The sequence below is a fragment of the Microcoleus sp. LAD1_D5 genome (genome assembly GCF_036702115.1).
Lineage (GTDB): Bacteria > Cyanobacteriota > Cyanobacteriia > Cyanobacteriales > Microcoleaceae > Microcoleus.
Map to the genome: position 1 here is coordinate 1 of NZ_JAUBSA010000001.1, position 21,138 is coordinate 21,138.

Consider the following 21,138-nt stretch of genomic DNA (forward strand, 5'->3'; position numbering starts at 1 on the left):
AAGTTAAAGGGAAAAACTTTTTGACTCCAACTTTTCACAACTGATAAAAAATTCCACACACATCTGCGGAATGTGGGTTATAACCTCCATAGGTTAAAAGTGCCCCTACTGCCACAATTCCAGCAACTGGGAGAGTCACTGGAGCACTCACAATAGTTGTTGCTGTCGTTGTCAAGCCCAACAAACCTGCGAGACCAGCAGCAGGCACTGTTGCAGTAGTGGCTATAGGTATGGTGGCAATTGTAATTGAACCAGCCAATGACGAACCACCAACACCAGGTGCAGTGATTCCAGCTATCAACTCGTCTTTCATCTCGATAATTTTTATGATAATTGTATATTTCTTTCCGTAAATTACCACATATTTTGTATCCTGTCAATCTCGACTCACAAAAATTAAGATTTTCCCATATCTATGCTGCAACCCACCATTTTATCAGATTCATAATCTCAACTATCCCTAAATTTAGGACACACTTCAAACGCCAACTGTGAACGATAAAAACAGACATCAAACTCCATAAAAAAGTTTAACTGGCCTAAAATAATAGGCGGATCGTTAGATTTAGCCCAAGCAAAAGCCAAACGAACAGGTGGAAAATCGCTAATTTGTCCCACCACAGCTAAACCCCTTGCTTCCACTGGCGCAAGATTACCTGCTAACGGAATTGAAAGCGTTTGCTCCTCCCAAACAGCTCCCAACGCTAAACCAACATGGTACGGTAAAACATTAAGACTCGATCCCGTATCCAACAAACCCAAAGTCTCCGAAATACAATCCCGATAGCTTAAAGTTATGGGTACACAGGGAAAAACATTAGTTTCTCCTGCTGGATTCCTTCGTTCGATAAAAGGAAACCGTTTAGCATTTCGCATTGTCTTTTGTTTCTTCTTGTTCTAATAAACTCATTAATTTCTGAGCAGCATCACCATAGTCATAAGGCGACCAAAAACGATAAGCCGCGCCATTATCCAATGGCTTTAAGATTTCTTCTTTCGCCAATTCAGCCATTAAAAACTGCATCATTTGAAATTTTTCAGCAGGGGATAACTGCCGAAGTTGGTCTAATAATTCAATATTTGACATAAAACCCCATTGAATTCATATTGCCATCTTACCACGACCTTCAAATTTAAACCACTCCAAAACATCTTGGTTCTAAGTCTTTATCTGCCTTCATCGGCGCCGATCTGCTCCCATCTGCGGTTAAAGCTCAAACACAAACTAAACAGGCAAAAACAGTTCGGAAAAACTAATTTCAATCTCAGGAAAAGCTAGCATTCTAATCGCAGCATTATCCGCAACAACTATCTCACATTGATAGCCTCCCGGTGCAGGATTCCGATAAATATATGCCTCGCGGGTCGCTACATCTAAAATCCAATATTCAGGGATATTTGCTCTAGAATAAATCGGGGCTTTTTCCCGGCGGTCAATTTGTAATGTCGCGTAAGAAACTTCAATTAACAGCAATATTTCGCTAGGGTTTGGGTGATGGTCGCGATAAGCACCCGGATCGATACGAACAACTGCTATATCTGGTTCTGGTTCCGAAGTCGCTAAGGTAATTGGCAACTGCATCCGAACGTGAGCTTGTCCGGCAAGTAGTTGTTTGATATAATCGGACGATCGCTGGGTTGTACCAGCATGGAGCGGTGTTTGAGGACTCATTTCAACAATTCTCCCATCTAGGAGTTCAATGTTATCATCCTCATTGAGAATACCAGCTTCAATCATCTGGTGATATTCTTCGACTGTCCAGATTTTTTCTTTTGTTGCTGTCATAATCTTTGCCTGCAAAAGCTTACTTCATATTATAGCAATTGCGAATTCACTCAAAAAATACTGATTTGTACGGCGTTGGTCGAAATCCCTTTTGAAAGCGTTCCCAAGACTGCTTTAACTCAGCCGGCGCCGGATATTCGCGATCGTAAACCACCAGGACATTCGTCAAATTCCGTCCCGGTGGCAATAAAATCTGCCCTTGATGAGCCAAACCCACCGAAGCGCCCCCGTCCAAATTCATCGCTTCAAAACAGCCGATCGCCCGCATAACTTTAGCTTCTGCTTCCAAAGACAAACTATCAAGAAAAGTCACCAAAAATAACTTATCTCTCGAAGCCGGAAAGCCGATCGCCGTTCTCGAACCCACGCCCAAAACACCAGCATCTTTAAAACCTTCCGACAAAGGAGACAGCCAAACTTTCCCCCCTTTAACCAATCTCGGCCCACAAGTCAGAGAAAACCAATATTGACTCCAATCCGGCTTACCTTCAGTTCTAGCCGTCACCATTTCCAATTGATTTCCCGCTTTAATCCCCAAAGTCGTGCCGTAATTTTCCCATCGGCTATATTTCAGAAACTTACCCGCCGCCACCATATTTCCCAGCACAGATTTCTGCTCATTTTTACCAAAAAAAGTCCCGTTAGCAACAACAGCAGCCCGGTAACGCGACACCATATTTTCAAAAGGTTCGTCGCCCCGCGTTACTTTAGAAGTATTTGCAAAATCTGCATTATTAGCTAACCCAATTGTGAGATAAATTTCGGGGTCTGCAAGGTCAATAGTTGTGAGATAAAAGCTGGCGCCAGCTACATTTTGGCGGCTGAGTTGTAGGGGTTTTGCTTGCTTAGCAGAACGTCTGATAATTTGAGGTGGAGACGGCTGCACAGCAGGAGAATTTTCTGGCGCTTTTACAATAGGATTACTCGGCAGAGGTTGATTGGTTTTTGGCGATTTTACAACGGGATTGCTAGGGAGAGGTTGAGGAGTTTGATTTGATTGTATACTTGATAAAAAAGCGAGTGACTTTTGCCAGACTTGACCCACGAGAGTCAAGAAACTATCTCGGTTTTGGGCGATCGCAAAATAGTCAGCCACAACCCGCGCCAAAGCTATGCCCGTTAAAAATAAAAAAGTGCGCCGCAGCATCGGGCGACAACCTTCAGACTGTTTGCGTTTAGACATAAAAAAATCTCAGCTAGGATAGCGAACAGTTTTCTATGGCTGTGACTACAATGGGCGATCGCGCGAATTCTGAAACTACCAGTAGCAGGGTGCGTAAGCACGCACCTCACCACTAAATCACAACTCAAAACTATTTGCCTAGCCCGTATTCCGCATCCCCGCAGCAATACCATTAATCGTCAGCAGAGCTCCGCGCAACAATTCACCCTTGCTGTAACGCGAGTGAATCACCCCTGGAACCCCGCCACTACCGTGCTGCCGCAAGCGTTTCAGCAGCGAAACCTGCAACAAACCCAAAGGCACAATCGTGGCATTTCGCAACTGCACCGATCGCTGCAATGCCGGATCTTCGTCCAACAAACGTTGGTGTCCGGTAATACTTAAAACCAAAGCGCGAATTAAGTGAAATTCGGTCGCAATTTGATCGAATAAAGCCTTAAAACGCTCCTTGTCAGCCGGCAAAGCTAACTCCTGCACGTAGTGTTCTGCAATCTGCAAATCCACCTTAGATAAAGTCATTTCCACCTTAGAAATTACCATTCTAAAAAATGGCCATTTCAAGTAGAAATACTGCAAAAGTTTCATGTGTTCTTCTGGTTCCTCCACCAAAAACTCTTGCAAAGCTGTGCCGACACCGTACCAAGAAGGCAGCAAAAAGCGGCTTTGAGTCCAGCTAAACACCCACGGAATTGCTCGCAAACCGCTGATGTCTTTTTTGCCACCGCGACGGGCTGGGCGAGAACTAATTTGCAACTGGCTGATTTCTTGAATCGGGGTAACTTGGTGGAAGAAATCGACTAAATCCGGCTGTTCGTAGATTAAATGGCGGTAGTGCGATCGCGATTTCGCCGACAACTCCTCCATAATCTCATTCCAAGGGTCGATGCCATCGAAACCAGTGTGCAGCAAACTAGCTTGAATTACCGCCGCCGCCACTGTTTCCAAATTGTAAAGCGCCAACTCCGGCAAAGAATATTTAGAAGCCAAAACCTCGCCTTGTTCGGTAATTTTAATTCGCCCGCTAATACTCTTTCCAGGCTGAGCCAAAATTGCCTTGTAAGCAGGCCCGCCGCCGCGCCCTACAGAACCGCCTCGGCCGTGAAAAATCCGCAACTCTACATTGTATTTTTCCGCAACCACTTGCAAAGCCTTTTGAGCTTTGTGGATTTCCCAATTGCTGCTGAGGAAACCCGAATCTTTATTGCTGTCCGAATAGCCCAGCATCACCTCTTGCAATTTGAGAGTTTCGATTGGACATTGGATATTTTCTTCGCTTTTTTCCGCTAGTTCCTGCGCGTATCCTCCTATTAGCAAAGCTCGATAAAGCGGCAAATCAAAGATTTTTTGCATTACTTCCGGCGCTTTTTTCAAATCTTCCACCGTTTCAAACAGGGGAACTACTTGAATGCTGCTAATTCCTGTCGCCGGATCGTAAAGTCCGGCTTCTTTTGCTAACAGCAAAACTGCCAGTAAATCGCTGACATCGTGGCTCATGCTAATGACGTAAGTTTGGCAAATTTCCTGGCCAAACTCCTGCTGCATTTGCCGCAATATTCGGAAGGTATTGATCGTCTCGCAAGTTTTGGGAGAAAACGGCAATTCTGCTGGAATTAAAGGGCGGCGAGTTTGCAGTTCTGTTGCCAACCAAATAACTCGATCGCCTTCCGACATTTGATTGTAAGACTTGGGCAAAATTTGCAAGTATTCAGCAATTTCGCTCAAAGCGTCAGAGTGTACAGTTGACTCTTGGCGGATATCTAGATAAGCCAAATTAAACCCGTAAATTTCTACTTGGCAGAGCAGATTTTCCAAGTCCCGACAGCTCAAACCTGTTTCGACTAAATTGCGCTCGATGAGCTGCAGCTCGGCTAAAAACTCAGTACCCGATCTATAAAGGCCCGTCATTCCGGGATGTTCTGACAAAGCTTCGCGTTCCCGCTGCAACTCGTCTCCTTTGTAGAGCCGCCAATTGCGATCGCGCGTATTTTCCAGTCGCTGGAGTACGTAAGCCAGCTTTAGCCGATAAGGTTCCTGCCGATAGCGAATCGCCCACTGCTCGTAAACCTCCGGGAATTCCGATTTGTCGCGATCGAGAGATTCCAGCAATTCCGGCAGCACGTCGCTCCAGTGCAGCGACAAACTCAACAGTTCATTGAGGCGTTTCACGGCGTTGATGTACTTACACAGCACCAAATGGCGCTGATAACAAGCTGTTTGCCAAGTAACTTTCGGAGTCACAGAAGGGTTGCCGTCCCTGTCCGATCCCACCCAAGAACCGAACTTGCAAAAATTGTAACTCGGCGGTTTCAGATAAGGATAAGAAGCGTGGAGCGCTTGCTTTAAGCGGTGGTAGAGTTCGGGAATCGCATCAAACAGCACTTCATCGAAGTAGTGGAGAGTGTATTCCACCTCGTCAAGCACAGTCGGCTTGAATTGGTGCAGTTCGTCCGTGCGCCACCAGAGGCGAATTTCTTCCATCAGTTGCTCTTGGAGAGCCGCCGCTGCCCAGCAAGACACCGGGTAGGGGCTTTGAGAGTCGGCCCCAAGCACCTGAAATTTCTCGTCAACTTGGTCTAGCTGTTGGAGAATCTTCGCCATTCGTCGCTGTTTGGTGCGGATCGTGTGGCGGACAATCTCTGTCGGGTGAGCGGTGAATACCAAGCGGATATCTAACTGATCGATCAACCGCTGGATTTGCTGGCTGGGCACGTTCAAGCGCAGCAGCATCGGGAACAGTTGGTGAAAAGTGCCGGCATCTCGGGCGATCGTCTCGCTGCTGTCTGCATTGCTCAGAACCGTTTGGGCGGGGCCTGGGCCTTCCCTGTGCCGCGGGCGATCGGGGGCATCCGTTGCTTGTCCTGGCAGCTTAGAAAACATTCGCCCACCAGCATCGTTGCTACTAGCGTAAGCTAGCTGTTGGTCTCGCTGTTCGTAGTGCTGTTCGACAATGTTGATCAACTGAAAATACAGTGCAAAAGCCCTAGCGGCGCGGATGGCAGCGTTGAGATCGAGCTTTTCGATTAGCTGTACGACATTCGACTCGCGAAAGTGAGTGGCTTGTCCCTCGGCGGAATTGACCGATCGCATTTGTTGGAGCAAATCCACCAATTCCTGCCCGCACTCCTGTCGCAGCACCGATTCCCACAAGTCCTCTACAACTTTGAGGCGATTTCGCAGAAACAGGTCTGATTTTGAGTAAGCGGGAGAATGGGAAATAGATGTTGCATCAATAGCCTGTTCTGAAGACTGGAGGACTGAACTCATCGGGCTGTTCCTCAATAGCTGCGGGTGTCAAGAAAATTGTATGGTTTAGTTTCGCCTAAAACACTTTTGTTTGCAGTCAAATTTGAGACAACTTATTGCAACGTAGAAAGTAGAAGGCAGTTATGTACAAAGTATAAGGAAAGATTAATTCTTAGACCACAGATTGTACCTATTGTCAAGCTTTTATATCAGTTGACTGGCGATTTTAGATTTTAGACGATCGGCGACTCGACGTTCGGCGATCGCGAGCGTCGAGTCGCCCTCAGTCGAACAATTTTAGATTTACTCCCAAGATGAATCTGGGAAGTTGAACTCGGGTCGAAAATTTTTCTCTCTCCCCGACAGGAGTACGTGGCACCGTATCCGTTTTTGGGCGGGGTCACAAAATTTAACTTCTAGCTACAGCATCCTTCCTTGGGCTTTCTAATCCTGTGATTGAGGAAAGTTGAGCACGGGAAGGCGCGAACCCCGAAAGACTTCTTCGCTTTCAACGCCGATCGACGCAACAAACTCAGCAGCAGCTTTAGCCACCACCAACCCACCCAGCATAGGTAAAGCGACCAAGCTCAATAAAATGTCTGAGGGAACTGGCAACTTTGGACTCTCAGGGGTTTGATTTTTGAGCAAGTCTTGGTTTTCCGACGGCATAAATTTCTCCTGTGTCAATCCGTAATCCTCAGTTTACAAGGGAAATAATCATCTTGACCGCTGCTTTCTGACTAATGACTTCTGAGATCAAATCAGGTGACATCCGAATGATATGCTGCAAGCGATCGTCCTCGTGTAGCCAAGCCTATACATATCTTCTCGCGAGATATTAAGCTCGCACTCGGAAAAAACGTTTTGTATAAAATCGGGATACTCCCCGAATGCGATCGATAGTGCGACTCTCTCCGCGTAGCTCAGCGAAACCACAGCACTACAGTCGGAAAATAATAGACATTTCCCGAAAAGCCAGTCTTGAACAGGCAGGATGCCTGTTCCACAAGAATTATGAGAGAAATCTAATTATTATTCGGATGCAAACAGAAACGATATGACTAATGACGAATAATTGGTTGCTTGGCTTAATTTGGACTTATCTGTGCCAAAATGTCGAGGTATTATCAAAAAAATATTCCCCAACGGCTCGAAGCCGAGGGGATACAAGGCCAGACACTAAGTCCAGCATGGCTTAAACCAGACAAAACGGTTAGGCTCGGCAAATAAAATAATTGTCGGTAAAATTTGTAACTGTGCTATTTCTAGAAAACAAAACCAGCTTTGGCAAAATTTAGAGTTTCATGTTGAATGCGAACGGGAGCATATTGGCAGACAATCGATCGAGCGCGTCGCAGTGGGCGCAAGAAGCTTTAGGGCTTCCCGAAGTTCAAGTACAAGCGCGTTTGCGGGGAAATCACCTGCACATTTTGTGCGAAGCAGCGCAGTGTCCGTCTCAAGAATTGGTGACGGCGAGATTTACCAGCGCCCTAGAACACACTGATTTAACGCAACTTCTGCCCGATCGACCTAAAATTTACCAGTTGTTTCTGTGCGGCCGCAAAATCGGTTCACGACAAAATGACTGGACAGTCCGGCTCGATTGCAGCAGTCCCCAGCGACAGCCACAGCCACAGCCACAGCAACCGGAACCAAAAGTTGCCCAAGAGCCGCCGCCAGCGAGTTCCCCCGACGAACCGCCAGCAAGCCCTAAAAGAGGCGGATTTTTCGGCAAATTTAAGAATGACAACCACAAACTCAAACAGACACCAAAACAGGTAGAAACATCGGCTCACCCGCCACAAGTAAGGGAAGAACTGGATTTTGACGCCGAAAGTCTGCCCATCGCCTCCCGCATTGAATACCCAGAAGTTTTTGAAACTTCCCCCGTGACGATCGACACTTCGGCTGCTGCGACGCGGGAAGTTGTCGGTTCCGCCGTTCCCCCGCAGCAGAAAGCGAACCGTGGCGCGGTGGCTTTGATTCAATCCCCCGAAGCTGACTCAGGCGAGGGCGATCGCAGCGGAACATTGACGGTTTCGCCGGAAACTTTGGCGCGCCGGGGCTATCCAGATGCGATCGCCAGCTATCTCAGCGAAATCCTCGGGCCGATGGGAGTTTCGGTGAAAGTAAGCATTCGCGAAAAAGAACTCAAAAGCAGCCGGGAAAACCTGCCGGTGAATGGACCGGAAAATATCAAGCCCAAGGAACGCCGGCTGCTGGTGCTGTGCGAGTCAGCTTACAGCCCCGACCCCTCATTGCTGGCAGAACCCATCGCCGGCAGGCTGCGGAAACTGCAACTAGAGGATTTCCGGGAAGCCGTGATCGCCAGCCAAGTCAGCGGCGAAGCGAAGCCGGACTGGCTGCTGCGGGTGGATTTGACTTCGCCGGACAAAATTCTCAAGGAATGGGCCAGGTGGGGAGACGTACAGTCGATCGCCAAACTCCTAAACCAACACTTGGCGGCATCGAGAGTCGAAGTGCGGGCTACCCTCAAAGAAGCAACCCTCCACCTGTTTTGCAGCAAAACTGCCAAAAAAGGACAAAAGCCTAAACGGCAAGAATACCCGGATAAGCACCAAACCACCGACACGATCGCCCCTTTGTTAGCCTCCTTTGCGCCCCAAGGCATCCGCGCAGCTACTATCTACGGCGTAGAACCAGCCAAGGACTCTCAGGCGGCGCCGGAGTCCCCGGTGTGGATAGACTGGGTGGACTTGCCTGCCGCCCACCACCCCGACTTGGCGGCAAACGCTAGAACGCTGGCAGTCGAGGGCGACCAATTGGCTTTGACTTTTTTATTGAACAGGTTGCTCAACCCCAATCTCAGACGCAAGCTGGAAACAGGAGGGATTCGGGCTGTCGTGCTGCAAAAAGCTAACGTGCTGCACGTCATGACAGAAGCTCTGACTTGCCCTTCTCAGTCGAAGGTAGGCCCGCCGGTGGCGAAATTTTTGCGACACTTACAAATTCCGGGAGTGGCAGGGGTGCGAGTCTACGGACGCCGCGCCGGCCAGAAACTGCCCCTGTGGCGCTACGCAATCGACCTCAGAACGGCTGTTGACGAGGAATCAGCGACGGCACCCGCACCGGCTCCCTCCCAAGTGGCTGTATTGGAAAAGGAACCGGTGCCGGAGTTTGCGCCGGCGGAGGATGGGAGTTTTTCGGGTTTGGGCGACAATTTGGTGTTCGATGCTCCGATGCCCCACTCTTGGCGGCCCCGCTTCAAAATCAGACTCCCCGGATACAATCTGGGCGAGCAGTTAGTTCAAGCTGCGGTGCAACCGCTTGTCGCTTCGGGTTTGTTTGTTCCCAACGATGGTTTATCAACGAATGCTGCTGCGCCCGGTGGCGTGAGAGCCGATCGCGCGGCGAGAATGGCTTTGATTTGGGCGATCGCTGGCTGTCTGCTGACTTTCAATACCGATTGGCTCCTCGGTCTATTTCTGCAATCTGCGACGGTCAGTCAAGCTCCTAGCGCCTCCGAAGTTTGCAGGGGCCCAAATTGTCAAAATTCAGCTCCCAAGGCTTTGGGCGACGTTACAGCCCGACTTCCGAACGAAACTGCGAACCCCGTTCCCCCTTCTGGGGAGGTGAATTTGCCTCGAATTCCGTTGCAACCGTCGCCGGAAGCGAACCAGCAAGAGGCTTTCAACGGCTCTGGGTTTACGAAACCGGGAAATACTAGCGTTCCTGTAGTTGATGTTTCTGCTCCTCCGGTGTTCCCAACTTTAAGGAGCGAGCAGCTTGACGACCAGATAGCACGCTATCAAGAGTACATTCACCTGCACAAAAAACCGCCGGATATTTTAATTGTCGGTAGTTCGAGGGCGTTGCGGGGGATCGACCCGGCGGTTTTGGAAACAGCTTTGGCAGCTTCGGGCTACCCGGGGCTGAGGGCTTACAATTTTGGGGTTAATGGAGCTACTCTCCAGGTTGTAGATTCGATCATCCGCCGGATTTTGCCGCCGCAACAACTGCCGAAATTGCTGGTGTTGGCTGACGGGGCGAGGGCTCTCAACAGCGGGCGGCCGGATTTGACTTTTAGTGCGATCGCTTCTTCGGAAGGTTACAGGCAATTGAGCCGGGGTAGTTTTCTGATCCGCACCAATCAATTAGAATCCGAAACATCGAACGAAAGCGCCAACAATCCGGTGGCGAGTGCGACTGAATTGGTGCAGAATTTGGGACAAGCTCAAGCTAATGTTCAGCAATTGGTGAATCAAAAGTTGGTGGAGGGTTCTGCAACTTACAAAAAGCGCGATCAACTTAAAGGGTTTTTGCGATCGATCGCGAATCCATCAGCCTCTGTTGCAACCGAGATCCCCCAAACCGCACCTCTGGGTCAACAAACAACTGAAAACGCCCAGCCAACCGCTGCGAGTAAACCACCCAGCGAGTTTCAACCAAATGGCTTTTTGCCGATCGATATACGCTTCAATCCCGAGACTTACTTTCAGAAGCACCCGAAAGTATCTGGTTATTACGACTCCGACTATCAAAATTTTAAATTGGTAGGCGAACAAGCTCTAGCACTCAAAAATCTGATCGAATTTACCAAGGTTCGCAACATCAATCTCGTGTTTGTGAATATGCCTCTGACTGAAGATTATTTAGACCCGGTGCGGACAGGTTACGAACAAGAATTCCGGCAATATATGCAAGAATTAGCAGCCCAAAGCGGACTAATTTTCCTAGATAATAGTTTATTGTGGCCCCAGGCGCGGGAATCTTTTTCCGACCCCAGCCACCTCAACCGTTACGGTGCTGTTGAAGTTTCTAAGCGGTTGGCTCAAGATCCCATGATTCCCTGGCCTGCTAAACAATAGTTTTGACTTTTGAGTTGTGAGTTATTTTAGAAGTTAAATGAACCCAGCGTTGCGACTGCTGCGCGACGCTCTCAAAACTATTCTTTCCTGCGGCTGGATACTGAAAATGAAAAGATTGATATTTCCTGAAAATAGCAAAAATCAACCGATCAAAAGTCCCAGAAAAAATTGGCCTTTGATATTTTTTATATTATCTTTAGCCTTTTTCTGTTTCAGTTTGTATAAAGGTTTATTTTTACCTTTAGCTTTATCATCTCCGCCGCCCAGCAACGAACAAAGTAGCGAACAGCCAACTCTGGCACCCTTTGAACAGGTTGTTAAAGACGCGCAAAAGTTAGAGGGATTATTTACCCTTTACCGCAATCAAGCAACTGATAAAGTATATCTAGAAATTAAACCGGAACAATTCAACAAAAAGTTCCTGTGCTTTGTGACATTGGCATCGGGTTTGGGGGAAGCGGGCATTTTGAGCGGAATGCCGATCGGCGATTTCTTGTTTCAACTGCGGCGCGTCCAAAATAACGTGCAGTTTGTGATACCAAATATAAATTTTCGCACAAGTCCGGGCGACCCGCAAGCAGGTTCGGTAGAACGGGGATTTAGCGACTCGATTCTCTATTCTTTGCCTCTCAAAAGTATTCATCCGCAAACACAAACTCTGCTGATCGATTTAGGCGATTTGCTGATGAGCGAAAAGCGGGATTTACCAGGGGTAAAAGCGATTTTGCCGATGATATTGGGCGCTTCTTACTCGATCGATGCAGACAAGTCTTCTTTTAAAGATGTTAAAGCGTTTCCGCTGAATGTGGAGATTGCTTCTGTCTATGGTTTTTCTAGCGATAACGACAGTGAAGTTAACTATTTACCTTCGGTTCCTGACAGTCGGGCTTTTAACCTCCGCATTCACTACAGTTTCTCGGAAGTGCCGCTAAATAACGGCTATCGCCCCAGACTGGCGGACGAGCGAGTGGGCTATTTTCTTACAGCATATAAGGACTTTTCTGACAAGAGCAGCCGGGAGCCTTTTGTGCGCTATATCAATCGCTGGCATTTGCAAAAGCAAATCCCGACAGCGCCGATGTCGCCTCCGGTACAGCCGATCGTCTTTTGGATTGAAAATAATGTGCCTCCCGAATACCGAAACGCAATTCGCGAGGGCGTTTTGGAGTGGAACAAAGCTTTTGAAAAGTCAGGTTTTACTGAGGCAATTCAGGTCAAACAAATGCCGGACAATGCTAAATGGGATCCGGCTGACGTTCGCTACAATACTATCCGCTGGTCGAGTTCTTTTGAGCCTCAGTTTGCCGGCATCGGGCCCTCTCGCACTAACCCGCTGACGGGGGAAATTTTGGATGCTGACATTCTTTTAGATGCTAATGTTGTCCGGGAAATCAAACAGGGTTATCGGTCTTTGGTGGAACAAAATAGATCGCTATCTAAGAGTTTTCAAGGGCGAAACGGTTCTAATACCAATCCCTGTCAGTTTGGGATGTATTCTCGCTATTTGAATGTGCTAGAAAATGGGGATTTAGGAAAAAGCAGCGGCGAAAATGCTCAAGGTGGAATTGCTGATGATTTGCCGACTTTGGTAGAAAGATATCAAGAGCAAAAGCGAGATCCTTTATCGCGGTTGATGTCGAGTTCGGATATGTGTTTTGGGTTGGAATCGAGTCGCCAGTTTGCGATGGGGGCAATGTCGATGGATCTGTTGGAAAATGCAGCGCCTAGCAGTCCGGCAATTGACAATTATGTGAATGAATATATCCGATATTTGACAGCCCACGAAGTCGGTCACACTCTCGGTTTGAGGCACAATTTTCACGGGAGTACGATGCTGCAACCGGAGGAGTTGAACAATACTCAGGTAACTCGCACCCAAGGTTTGGTAGCGTCGGTGATGGATTATGTGCCGATTAATTTGGCACCGCAGGGAACTGTGCAGGGCGACTATTATCCAACGATTGTAGGGCCTTATGACGATTGGGCGATCGAGTATGGTTACAAGGTGATTGGCGGCGTAAACCCCAACAGCGACTTACCAGCGCTGCAACAAATTGCCAGCCGCGCTGCCCAACAGCAATTATCTTACGCGCCGGATGAGGATTCTGTTGATATTCTCGATCCCGCTGCAAATACCTTCGATCTCAGCGCCAATATGCTGAGGTATTCGCAATGGCAATTGGATAATGCGAGGGCGATGTGGAAGCGTTTGGAAAAGCGAATTCCGGTTGGGGAAGACGGTTATAACGAACTGCGGGTGATGTTTGATTCGGTGTTCGGGTATTATGTCAACCAGGTGATGAATGCGACTTTGTATGTAGGGGGACAGTCGTTTAGCCGGATTCGCCCTGGAGATACTAATGCGAAGTTGCCGTTTGTGCCGATCGAACTTTCTCAGCAGCGAGAAGCTTTAGCAACATTAGAAAAGTACGTTTTTGCGCCGGATGCGTTTAGTTTTGCCCCGGAGTTGCTCAACAAATTGGCGCCCTCGCGCTGGGAGCACTGGGGAAGTCCGGCTTTGGTGTTTCCTCTAGATTACCCGATCGGCGATCGAATTACTTTTTTGCAGCGGTTTGTGTTGCGGGTTTTGCTATCTCCGATGCGCTTGGCGAGGCTGCGGGATGCCGAGTTAAAATCAGCGCCGGAAACTGCTTTGAGGTTGCCGGAAGTGTTGAATACTGTGCAAAAGGATATCTGGCAAGAGGTTTTGCAGCCCGAAAAGAAGATGCAAATTTCAACTTTTCGGCGTTCTTTGCAGCGGGAACATTTGGCGATTTTGATCGGAATGGTGCTGCGAAAAACGAATGTTCCAGAGGATGCGCGGAGTTTGGCTTGGTACGAGTTGCGGCAGTTGCGGGAGGGTTTGAGCAAGAGTATTCGGAATTTGGATCGGAATGCTGATGCTTATACGCGGGCTCATTTGGAGGAAACGCGCGATCGAATTTCTAAGGTTTTGAATTCGCAAATTCAGTCAAATTAATCTTGGGATTTGTACCTCATAACAGCGGGAACCGCTGTAAGTCCGGTTCGTTGTAGGTGCATGGTAAAAAAAACGATTTCTGCGTCACTGGAGCGCAAAAATTAAAATTAGGGGTGAGTGCTTTTCACTTACCCCTGCCATTCATTTTTTTGGCGCTTTTTAGCTTACTACAAATTGTAGCAATAAATCACCACAAAAGCGACGCAATTTCTCCTAAAAATACTTGTCGATGTTGAGGGTCAAAATCGTGAATACTCCGAGCAAATGACCGGCGCTCATGCAAGCCAGAAATGCCGGTACGCTTACATTATTGAACAGAGAGGGGAAGGGCAAAGGCATTTTCGGCCCAACGTGGGGATACCAAATTCGGCGGCTGAGAACTAGCAATGCTAAGATATTGCAAACAAACATTACTATCGGTTTTTGCCAATTTCCTGATGCTGTGTCAGTCAGAGCCGACTCTACTACGGCCAGTAAATTTGAGTTAATCATCGTGGATTCTCCTATTTTTCATAAAGTATCAGAAATGCTCGATGAGATTTCTTGCCAAAAATACAGCAGGGGCGATCGCCTTTACGCCATAAATATCTGTTGCTGTCAATATTCACCGCGTCGGCGACAGCGCCCCCACCCGTAATCATTGAATCGCAGCAAGAAGTCTTTTAATGCCATTCAAAAGTAACGAAAGATACAAAAGGACAAAACCCTACTCGCTGCCATTTGTAACTTTTAGCCTGTCTGGCAGTGGCGGCATTTACTCACGCTGCCAGACAGGAAAAGCCGCTACTCATTACTGAGCAATGTAGGTAGGCAGAAAGTGAAGTATGTCACGCAGAACGCTATATCCAGCGGCGTCCCAAAGCAAATAAGCTAAGAAACCGATCATCGCTAAGCGACCGTTCCAGAGTTCAGCTTGGGGGTTGAAGCCAAACAAAAAGGCATTCCGATCTTTGCCGTTGTAAGCATTAGCCGTAGGAGGCAAGTTAGTAGGACGAGTTTCCATGTTTTTACATTCCTTAACAATGTTCGCTTCTCATGGTAGCGACCTAATTTCTGCTTTGCTATCTGTCTCTAGGCTCAAGATACACACAAGTCTAAAGGAGGATTTTGAAACAAAAAATGAAGTGTTAACTTTTGTTTCGCCAGATTTTTCAGCGATTACCTGTATATGTAGATACTAAATACAACTGCAAGTTGAGAGAGCCGCTGTGAAAGGATCCATCGCCCCGTAGCGACAAACAACGGCGCTGGTGACTCGACAATACTGAAGCCGCGCTCTGCTAGAGGCAAGAAAATTTAGTAAATTTGAACTTAAAACCCGAACACGATCGCTCTTGAGTTAACTAAAATAGGACATAAACAGATCGATCGGGAGAAACAGTTATCGAAACCATCTACGGCCATCTTCAAGGTTTAAAGTCCAGCCAGCTCAAGCAACTCGAAAAGCTGTACCATCAGCGACTACCGGGCGATCGTATCACCACTGCAGAATTCGCCCAGCGCGTCGCAGCCATTAGCACGGAAATAGACAAACCAATCTGCACCTACATCAACCGTCGTGGACAAGTAATTCGCGTCGGCGTGGGTTCACCGCGACAAACCCAGATTGCACCCTTAGAATTACCCCGGTATGGGGGAGGTCGCCTCAGCGGTATTCGCTGCATCGCCACCCACCTGAAGCCAGAAACCCCAAGCGAAGCAGCTCTCACCGCAATGGCAATTCAGCGCCTGGACGCGCTTGTTTGGCTGACACTGACCGGCGGAGGATTTCAGCGCCGCGGGGGCGGTGCGACTGGTTACATTCAAGAAACTTATCTCGCTCACTTGATACCCCAGGGAGATCAGCCAAATTTTGAGTTTTCTGTTTTGAGCGCTCAGTTAGAACCAGATTCAACTGATGAAATAGAAGAGCCTTCAATTCAAAAGTCACTAATCAAAACTCAACACTTTCCCTGGAAAATATCAGAACCGCTGAATTTGGACGAACTCGCCGACCAAGACTTTCTGGATTTGGTGGAAGGACTCGAAGCAGAGTTTCAAGCAGAGTTTGTCGCTAAGCAGGTCGATGCAGACCAAGACAAAGTGCTGTTGGTAGGTGTAATGACTCAGCACATGACTCAGTTGGAGTTTGAGGACGGGCTCGCAGAAATAACGCGGCTGGTTGAAAGCGCCGGAGGTCAGGTTCTGCAAACAGTGCGCCAAAAACGATCGCGCCCCCATCCGCAGACAGTCGTCGGCGAAGGCAAAGTTCAGGAAATTTCCCTCGCCGCTCAGACGGTTAGCGCTAACCTCGTGGTATTCGATCGCGACCTGGGCCCCGCACAAATACGGAACTTGGAAACTCAGATAGGTATCCGCGTCGTTGATCGAACAGAGGTAATTCTCGACATCTTTGCCCAAAGAGCTCGATCAAGCGAGGGTAAATTGCAAGTCGAACTCGCTCAGCTAGAGTACGCCCTGCCCCGGCTCAGAGGGATCGGTCAGGCAATGTCGAGACAGGGTGCTGGCATTGGTACCAGAGGCCCAGGGGAAACCAAACTAGAAACCGAACGGCGGACGATCGCCAAACGCATTTCTCGATTGCAGCAAGAAGTAAATCAACTGCTGGCACACCGTTTTCGGCTGCGGCAGAACCGCCATCATCACGATGTACCCTCAGTGGCGATCGTGGGCTACACCAACGCCGGTAAATCGACTCTGCTCAACCTGCTCACGAATTCCGAGGTCTATGCAGCCGACCAGTTATTTGCCACCCTCGACCCCACCACCCGAAAGCTGACGATTCCAGGCGATGTCACCGGGGAACCCTTGTCGATCGTCCTCACAGATACAGTGGGCTTTATTCGCGAACTGCCCCCATCCTTGATCGACGCTTTTCGAGCTACCCTCGAAGAAGTCACTGACGCCGATGCTTTGCTGCACCTGGTCGATCTCTCGCATCCCGCGTGGCAGAGCCAAATTCGATCGGTCATGAATATTTTGGCAGATATGCCCGTAACCCCCGGGCCAGCCCTTGTAGCTTTTAACAAAATTGATGCTGCCGATGGAGATACTCTCGCCCTCGCGCGAGAAGAGTTTCCTCAAGCCGTATTTATTTCGGCGGCCAAAGGTCTTGGGATGGAAACTCTCCGCGACAGACTAGCTCAGCTCATTCAATACGCTCTCTACCCTCGGTAAATACTTAAATATTCCTTTTGAATAGTTGACATCGGGGAATATACGTACATATACTGAGGACAGATATAGTCGAACTATGAGATTATAAAAGAGTAGTCAGATTGTGCATTCCAAAGTACAATACAGCATCTCTATTTGGCGATCGGTTAAATAATTAATTTCCCGATGCCGCTGTCAAGGTAAAAACACTCTTTGTTAATGGCTGTAACGGCTGTTGGTTCAGAGGTTGCAAAAAGATGTTGCTTCACTCTGGGCCAACCACGGTACGCAACGTCAATGTGAAAGAGAATAATATTATTAAAGTGTTTGGGCACTCACCTCAAGCGCTATACTATCTTTTACAGACGTTTGCGAGAGAATACATCCATTTATGGTAAGAACTCTAAAATTCTTGCCCGTCGTGCAGCGCTAATCTCTAAGACTATTTCTATTTTTCGATTTTACCACTGTTTAACTAAATAGTTATGTGTACGCCACTGGCAAAACTAGCAATTGGACTCTCTGCCACCATGGCAACAGCGTTTTACTATCTAGCTGCCGCCCCTCCGGCTTCAGCAGTAGATGTGTGCGGTCCGGGAAATTATTCTAGTGCCTGTGCCTCCAGCCAGACATCAACAGAAACGGAACCCGGCCCGCAAGTGGCTAACCAGTCGAGTTTCTCCCAAATGTACAGAAGCGAACCTTCGAGAAACTCAACTTCTATTCCTGAACCGGGTACTGCGATCGCAGTCCTACTGACAGGTGCAGGAATGCTCTGTTCGTGCAGAAAGCGAAACAATCAGGTTGGTCCGCAGCGCTAGGCAGGCTGATGACCAACCTGTTTGCCTTCAAAATGTCTCCGTTTTTTTAAGCGTGGGTATTTGTTTACTTAAATTTATATAAAAAATAAAAAATTGTATAAAAAATAACTTGACACCTCGCTTGTGCGCTGCAAATAGAGCCGGATGTTGAAGGAAGAAATCTATAGCGACTTCAGTCAGGGTAAAAACAAGGAAGAAGGCAAATGCACTGCCCGGCAAGGGTTTCAGCAATGAATAACCTCCGGTGCAAAAGATAAGGTTGCTATATATAATAAAAATTAAAAAATAAAAATAAAAATAAAAATAAAAATAAAAATAAGATTGGTTAAGATCAATCCTTCCGACAGTTTTTGAGAGTCAACCGTAGAATAAGGGTTTCAAGGCTCCAAGGCAAGTTCGCTACCAACCAAAAATCAAGGGTTTCAGCCTAGGAACTAAAAACAGTCCGCACTATGGTTAAGATTACAATTAAAAAATATTGTTATTGCTTGAGCGTCCATGACCCCTAAAGTAGAAATTTACACTTGGAGAACCTGCCCGTTTTGCATTCGTGCCAAAGCACTGCTGAAGCGAAAAGGGATTGATTTTACAGAGTACGCGATCGACGGAGATGAAGCAGCACGGGCTCAAATGAGCGATCGAGCCAACGGAGGGCGCACCCTGCCCCAGATATTCATTAACGACCAACACATAGGCGGCTGCGACGAAATCCACAAACTCGATACTCAAGGCCTGCTAGATCCGCTGCTAGCAGCAAAATGAGGCATTCCCTGTCGAATTTTCCGTTAGCCCAAATTTTCCTGTGACCAATTCTTAATTTTAATTGACAATGAAATTTGCATTCATCATCGATCCCCTCGCGCGACTAATTCCAGGACACGATACCAGCGTAGCGCTGATGGAAGCCGCTCAAGAGTTGGGTCACGAAGTCTGGGCAACTCAAGCCAACGAATTAAGCGTCATCGGCGGCAAAACTTGGGCAATGCTAAGTCGGGTAGCCCTCACCCCAGTAAAAGTGGTAGAGGGACGCTGGGAGGCTGCTGAGGCTTGGTACCAGGTAGAACATCCTACTTTGCAGCCTCTGGAAGCAATGGACGCAGTATTTATGCGGACAGACCCCCCAGTCAACGTTCCCTACCTTTACGCTACTTACCTTCTAGACGGCATCGATCCCGCTAAAACTTTGGTAGTTAACAGTCCCAAAGGATTGCGGGCGGCGAATGAAAAGATGTATGCTTTGCAATTTGAGGGAGCGATCCCCGAAACCATTGTTTCTCAAAACAAACAGGTAATTCGGCAATTTGTTGAGAAAAAAGGAGCGGCAGTTCTTAAACCCTTGGGTGGCAAAGCTGGTGAGGGGATTTTGTTCTTGGAGGCGGGCGATCGCAATCTCAACTCCCTGGTCGAAATTAGCACTCAACAAGGGCAAATTCCAGTGATGGTTCAGACTTATCTGCCGGAAGCAAAAGAGGGAGATAAACGGATTATACTGTTGAACGGTAAACCCATCGGTGCTATCAACCGCATTCCCACCGGTAATGAATTTCGCGGCAACATGGCCGTTGGTGGCCGAGTCGCAAAAACCGAAATTACCGCTCGCGAACTGCAAATTTGTGCTCAGTTAGAACCAGTGCTGCAACGGGACGGACTGTACTTTGTCGGCATTGATATCATTGGCGGTTATCTCACAGAAGTTAATGTCACCAGCCCTACAGGGATCAGAGAAATTGACTTGTTTGACGGCGTTAATTTGGGCAAACAAGTAATTGAATGGGTAGTTAGTCAGTAGTGAGTGGTCATTAGTCATTAGTCATTAGTTATTAGTCATTGATTAGTCGTTATTAGTTATTAGTTATTGGTCATTAGTTATTGGTCGCAGCTAACAAATAACAACAGTCAACAGTTAACAGTCAACAGTCAACAATTATTAAATTATGTCAAAAATTGGCGTTGCAGTAGTCGGTACAGGTTTCGGTCAAAAAGTGCACCTTCCCGGATTCCAGGCCCATCACCGGACAGAGGTTGTCGCTGTTTACCACCGGAATTTAGACAAAGCAAAGGCGATCGCCTCTACCCACAATATCCCCTACGCTTGCGACTCGATAGCCGATATAGTAGCCATCCCAGAAGTAGCGGGAGTCAGCATTTCCACACCGCCATTTTTGCATTTTGAAATGGCAAAAACCGTCTTGGAAGCAGGCAAGCATTTATTATTAGAAAAACCCACCGCCCTGACAGCAAATGAAGCCAGGGAACTTTACCGATTGGCAAACAACGAATCTCAAACCGATTTTAAAAATGGTGGTTCCAGAGCAATTGCCACAATGGACTTTGAGTTTCGCTTCATCCCCGCATGGCAAATGCTAGCAGAATTATTGGCAGCAGAATATGTGGGAGAAAAGCGTTTAATTAAGATTGATTGGCTGGTGTCGAGCCGCGCTGATGCGAGTCGCCCCTGGAATTGGTACGCGCAAAAAGAGCGAGGCGGCGGAGTTTTGGGCGCGACGGGTTCTCACGTTTTTGATTATATTAGCTGGCTGTTCGGCCCGCCGCAGAAGCTTTCTGGGCAATTGATTACAGGAATTTCGGCGCGACCAGATCCAAATGATTCGGGAAATTTAAAATTAGTTGATGCAGATGATTCGTGCACGTTGATGCTGGAATTAGCCGGGGGAACTCCTTGTCAAGTTTGTTTGAGTTCTGTTACTTATCAAGGGCGGGGACACTGGGTGGAAATATACGGAAGTAAGGGTACGTTGGTGTTGGGAAGCGACAACCAGCAAGATTACGTCCACGGCTTTCGCTTGTGGGGTTCCCAAGGTGGAGAACCTTTAGCTGAAATCAAAATTCCTCAAAGATTGGAGTTTCCTCAAGTATATCCAGACGGGAGAATTGCACCGTTTATTCGAGTAGTAGATAGGTGGGTAGAAGCAATAGATGCCGGTAAATCTTTGATACCGTCCCTCAGAGAAGGGGTTTACTCACAGTTGTTGATGGATTTGACCCAGGAGTCGAATGCTACGGGAACTTGGGTAGATTTACCTAATATAGATAAATTTTTGGGCACTAAGTAAAAGTGAAACCTCCCCAAGCAATCTCACGCACTCGATCGCACCCCAAACCCGATAAACTACGAATAG

The 21,138-nt window shown here is 47.8% G+C and carries 17 protein-coding genes; 8 read left to right on the forward strand and 9 right to left on the reverse strand.

All coding sequences use genetic code 11. The features are described from left to right. Window positions 1–34: 34 nt before the first annotated feature. The 7 genes from QUA70_RS00005 to QUA70_RS00035 form a co-directional block, all read right to left on the reverse strand. Window positions 35–361, reverse strand: coding sequence for a hypothetical protein (locus tag QUA70_RS00005; protein WP_333344735.1), 327 nt, complete (start codon window positions 359–361; stop codon window positions 35–37). 89 nt (window positions 362–450) lie between these two features. After that, window positions 451–876, reverse strand: coding sequence for a hypothetical protein (locus QUA70_RS00010; RefSeq protein ID WP_333333806.1), 426 nt, complete (start codon window positions 874–876; stop codon window positions 451–453). Further along, on the reverse strand, window positions 863–1,087 hold the full coding sequence (locus tag QUA70_RS00015; RefSeq protein WP_333333808.1) for a hypothetical protein: 225 nt from the start codon (window positions 1,085–1,087) through the stop codon (window positions 863–865). The genes QUA70_RS00010 and QUA70_RS00015 overlap by 14 nt, the downstream gene beginning before the upstream one ends. A 138-nt stretch (window positions 1,088–1,225) precedes the next feature. Further along, window positions 1,226–1,786, reverse strand: coding sequence for a Uma2 family endonuclease (locus tag QUA70_RS00020; RefSeq protein ID WP_333333810.1), 561 nt, complete (start codon window positions 1,784–1,786; stop codon window positions 1,226–1,228). Window positions 1,787–1,832: 46 nt separating this feature from the next. After that, on the reverse strand, window positions 1,833–2,969 hold the full coding sequence (locus QUA70_RS00025; protein WP_333344733.1) for a phosphodiester glycosidase family protein: 1,137 nt from the start codon (window positions 2,967–2,969) through the stop codon (window positions 1,833–1,835). A 138-nt stretch (window positions 2,970–3,107) separates the two neighbouring features. Further along, window positions 3,108–6,233 carry a phosphoenolpyruvate carboxylase gene (ppc, locus tag QUA70_RS00030; RefSeq protein WP_333344731.1) on the reverse strand — a complete coding sequence of 1,042 codons (3,126 nt, stop codon included), beginning with the start codon at window positions 6,231–6,233 and terminating at the stop codon, window positions 3,108–3,110. Window positions 6,234–6,656: 423 nt separating this feature from the next. Then, window positions 6,657–6,881 (reverse strand): hypothetical protein, encoded by a 225-nt coding sequence (locus tag QUA70_RS00035; protein ID WP_333344730.1) that lies wholly within the window; start codon window positions 6,879–6,881, stop codon window positions 6,657–6,659. Between the two features lie 635 nt (window positions 6,882–7,516). Between QUA70_RS00035 and QUA70_RS00040 the strand changes: the two genes are divergently transcribed. Beyond that, window positions 7,517–11,041, forward strand: coding sequence for a hypothetical protein (locus tag QUA70_RS00040; protein WP_333344728.1), 3,525 nt, complete (start codon window positions 7,517–7,519; stop codon window positions 11,039–11,041). Window positions 11,042–11,147: 106 nt separating this feature from the next. Beyond that, the gene (locus QUA70_RS00045) at window positions 11,148–14,021 is read left to right on the forward strand and encodes a zinc-dependent metalloprotease (RefSeq protein ID WP_445251600.1); all 2,874 of its coding nucleotides are present in this window, start codon (window positions 11,148–11,150) and stop codon (window positions 14,019–14,021) included. 213 nt (window positions 14,022–14,234) lie between these two features. Here QUA70_RS00045 and QUA70_RS00050 read toward each other — a convergent pair whose 3' ends face one another. Continuing rightward, on the reverse strand, window positions 14,235–14,513 hold the full coding sequence (locus tag QUA70_RS00050; protein ID WP_333333820.1) for a Photosystem I reaction center subunit PsaK: 279 nt from the start codon (window positions 14,511–14,513) through the stop codon (window positions 14,235–14,237). A 1-nt stretch (window position 14,514) separates the two neighbouring features. Here QUA70_RS00050 and QUA70_RS00055 point away from each other — a divergent pair, with 1 nt between their 5' ends. Continuing rightward, window positions 14,515–14,658 carry a hypothetical protein gene (locus QUA70_RS00055; protein WP_333333822.1) on the forward strand — a complete coding sequence of 48 codons (144 nt, stop codon included), beginning with the start codon at window positions 14,515–14,517 and terminating at the stop codon, window positions 14,656–14,658. Between the two features lie 153 nt (window positions 14,659–14,811). Here QUA70_RS00055 and QUA70_RS00060 read toward each other — a convergent pair whose 3' ends face one another. Beyond that, window positions 14,812–15,024 carry a chlorophyll a/b-binding protein gene (locus QUA70_RS00060; RefSeq protein ID WP_333041855.1) on the reverse strand — a complete coding sequence of 71 codons (213 nt, stop codon included), beginning with the start codon at window positions 15,022–15,024 and terminating at the stop codon, window positions 14,812–14,814. A gap of 578 nt (window positions 15,025–15,602) precedes the next feature. Here QUA70_RS00060 and hflX point away from each other — a divergent pair. The 5 genes from hflX (at window position 15,603) to QUA70_RS00085 (ending at window position 21,072) form a co-directional block, all read left to right on the forward strand. Next, window positions 15,603–17,198, forward strand: coding sequence for a GTPase HflX (gene hflX, locus QUA70_RS00065; RefSeq protein WP_445251599.1), 1,596 nt, complete (start codon window positions 15,603–15,605; stop codon window positions 17,196–17,198). A 464-nt stretch (window positions 17,199–17,662) separates the two neighbouring features. Continuing rightward, window positions 17,663–17,998, forward strand: coding sequence for a PEP-CTERM sorting domain-containing protein (locus tag QUA70_RS00070; RefSeq protein ID WP_333410275.1), 336 nt, complete (start codon window positions 17,663–17,665; stop codon window positions 17,996–17,998). Window positions 17,999–18,496: 498 nt separating this feature from the next. After that, window positions 18,497–18,760 carry a glutaredoxin 3 gene (gene grxC / locus QUA70_RS00075; RefSeq protein ID WP_333212381.1) on the forward strand — a complete coding sequence of 88 codons (264 nt, stop codon included), beginning with the start codon at window positions 18,497–18,499 and terminating at the stop codon, window positions 18,758–18,760. A 67-nt stretch (window positions 18,761–18,827) separates the two neighbouring features. Next, the gene (gene gshB / locus QUA70_RS00080; protein WP_333333826.1) at window positions 18,828–19,787 is read left to right on the forward strand and encodes a glutathione synthase; all 960 of its coding nucleotides are present in this window, start codon (window positions 18,828–18,830) and stop codon (window positions 19,785–19,787) included. 145 nt (window positions 19,788–19,932) lie between these two features. Beyond that, window positions 19,933–21,072: a Gfo/Idh/MocA family oxidoreductase gene (locus QUA70_RS00085; protein WP_333344722.1), complete on the forward strand. Its 1,140-nt coding sequence runs from the start codon at window positions 19,933–19,935 to the stop codon at window positions 21,070–21,072. The last annotated feature ends 66 nt before the right edge of the window (window positions 21,073–21,138 follow it).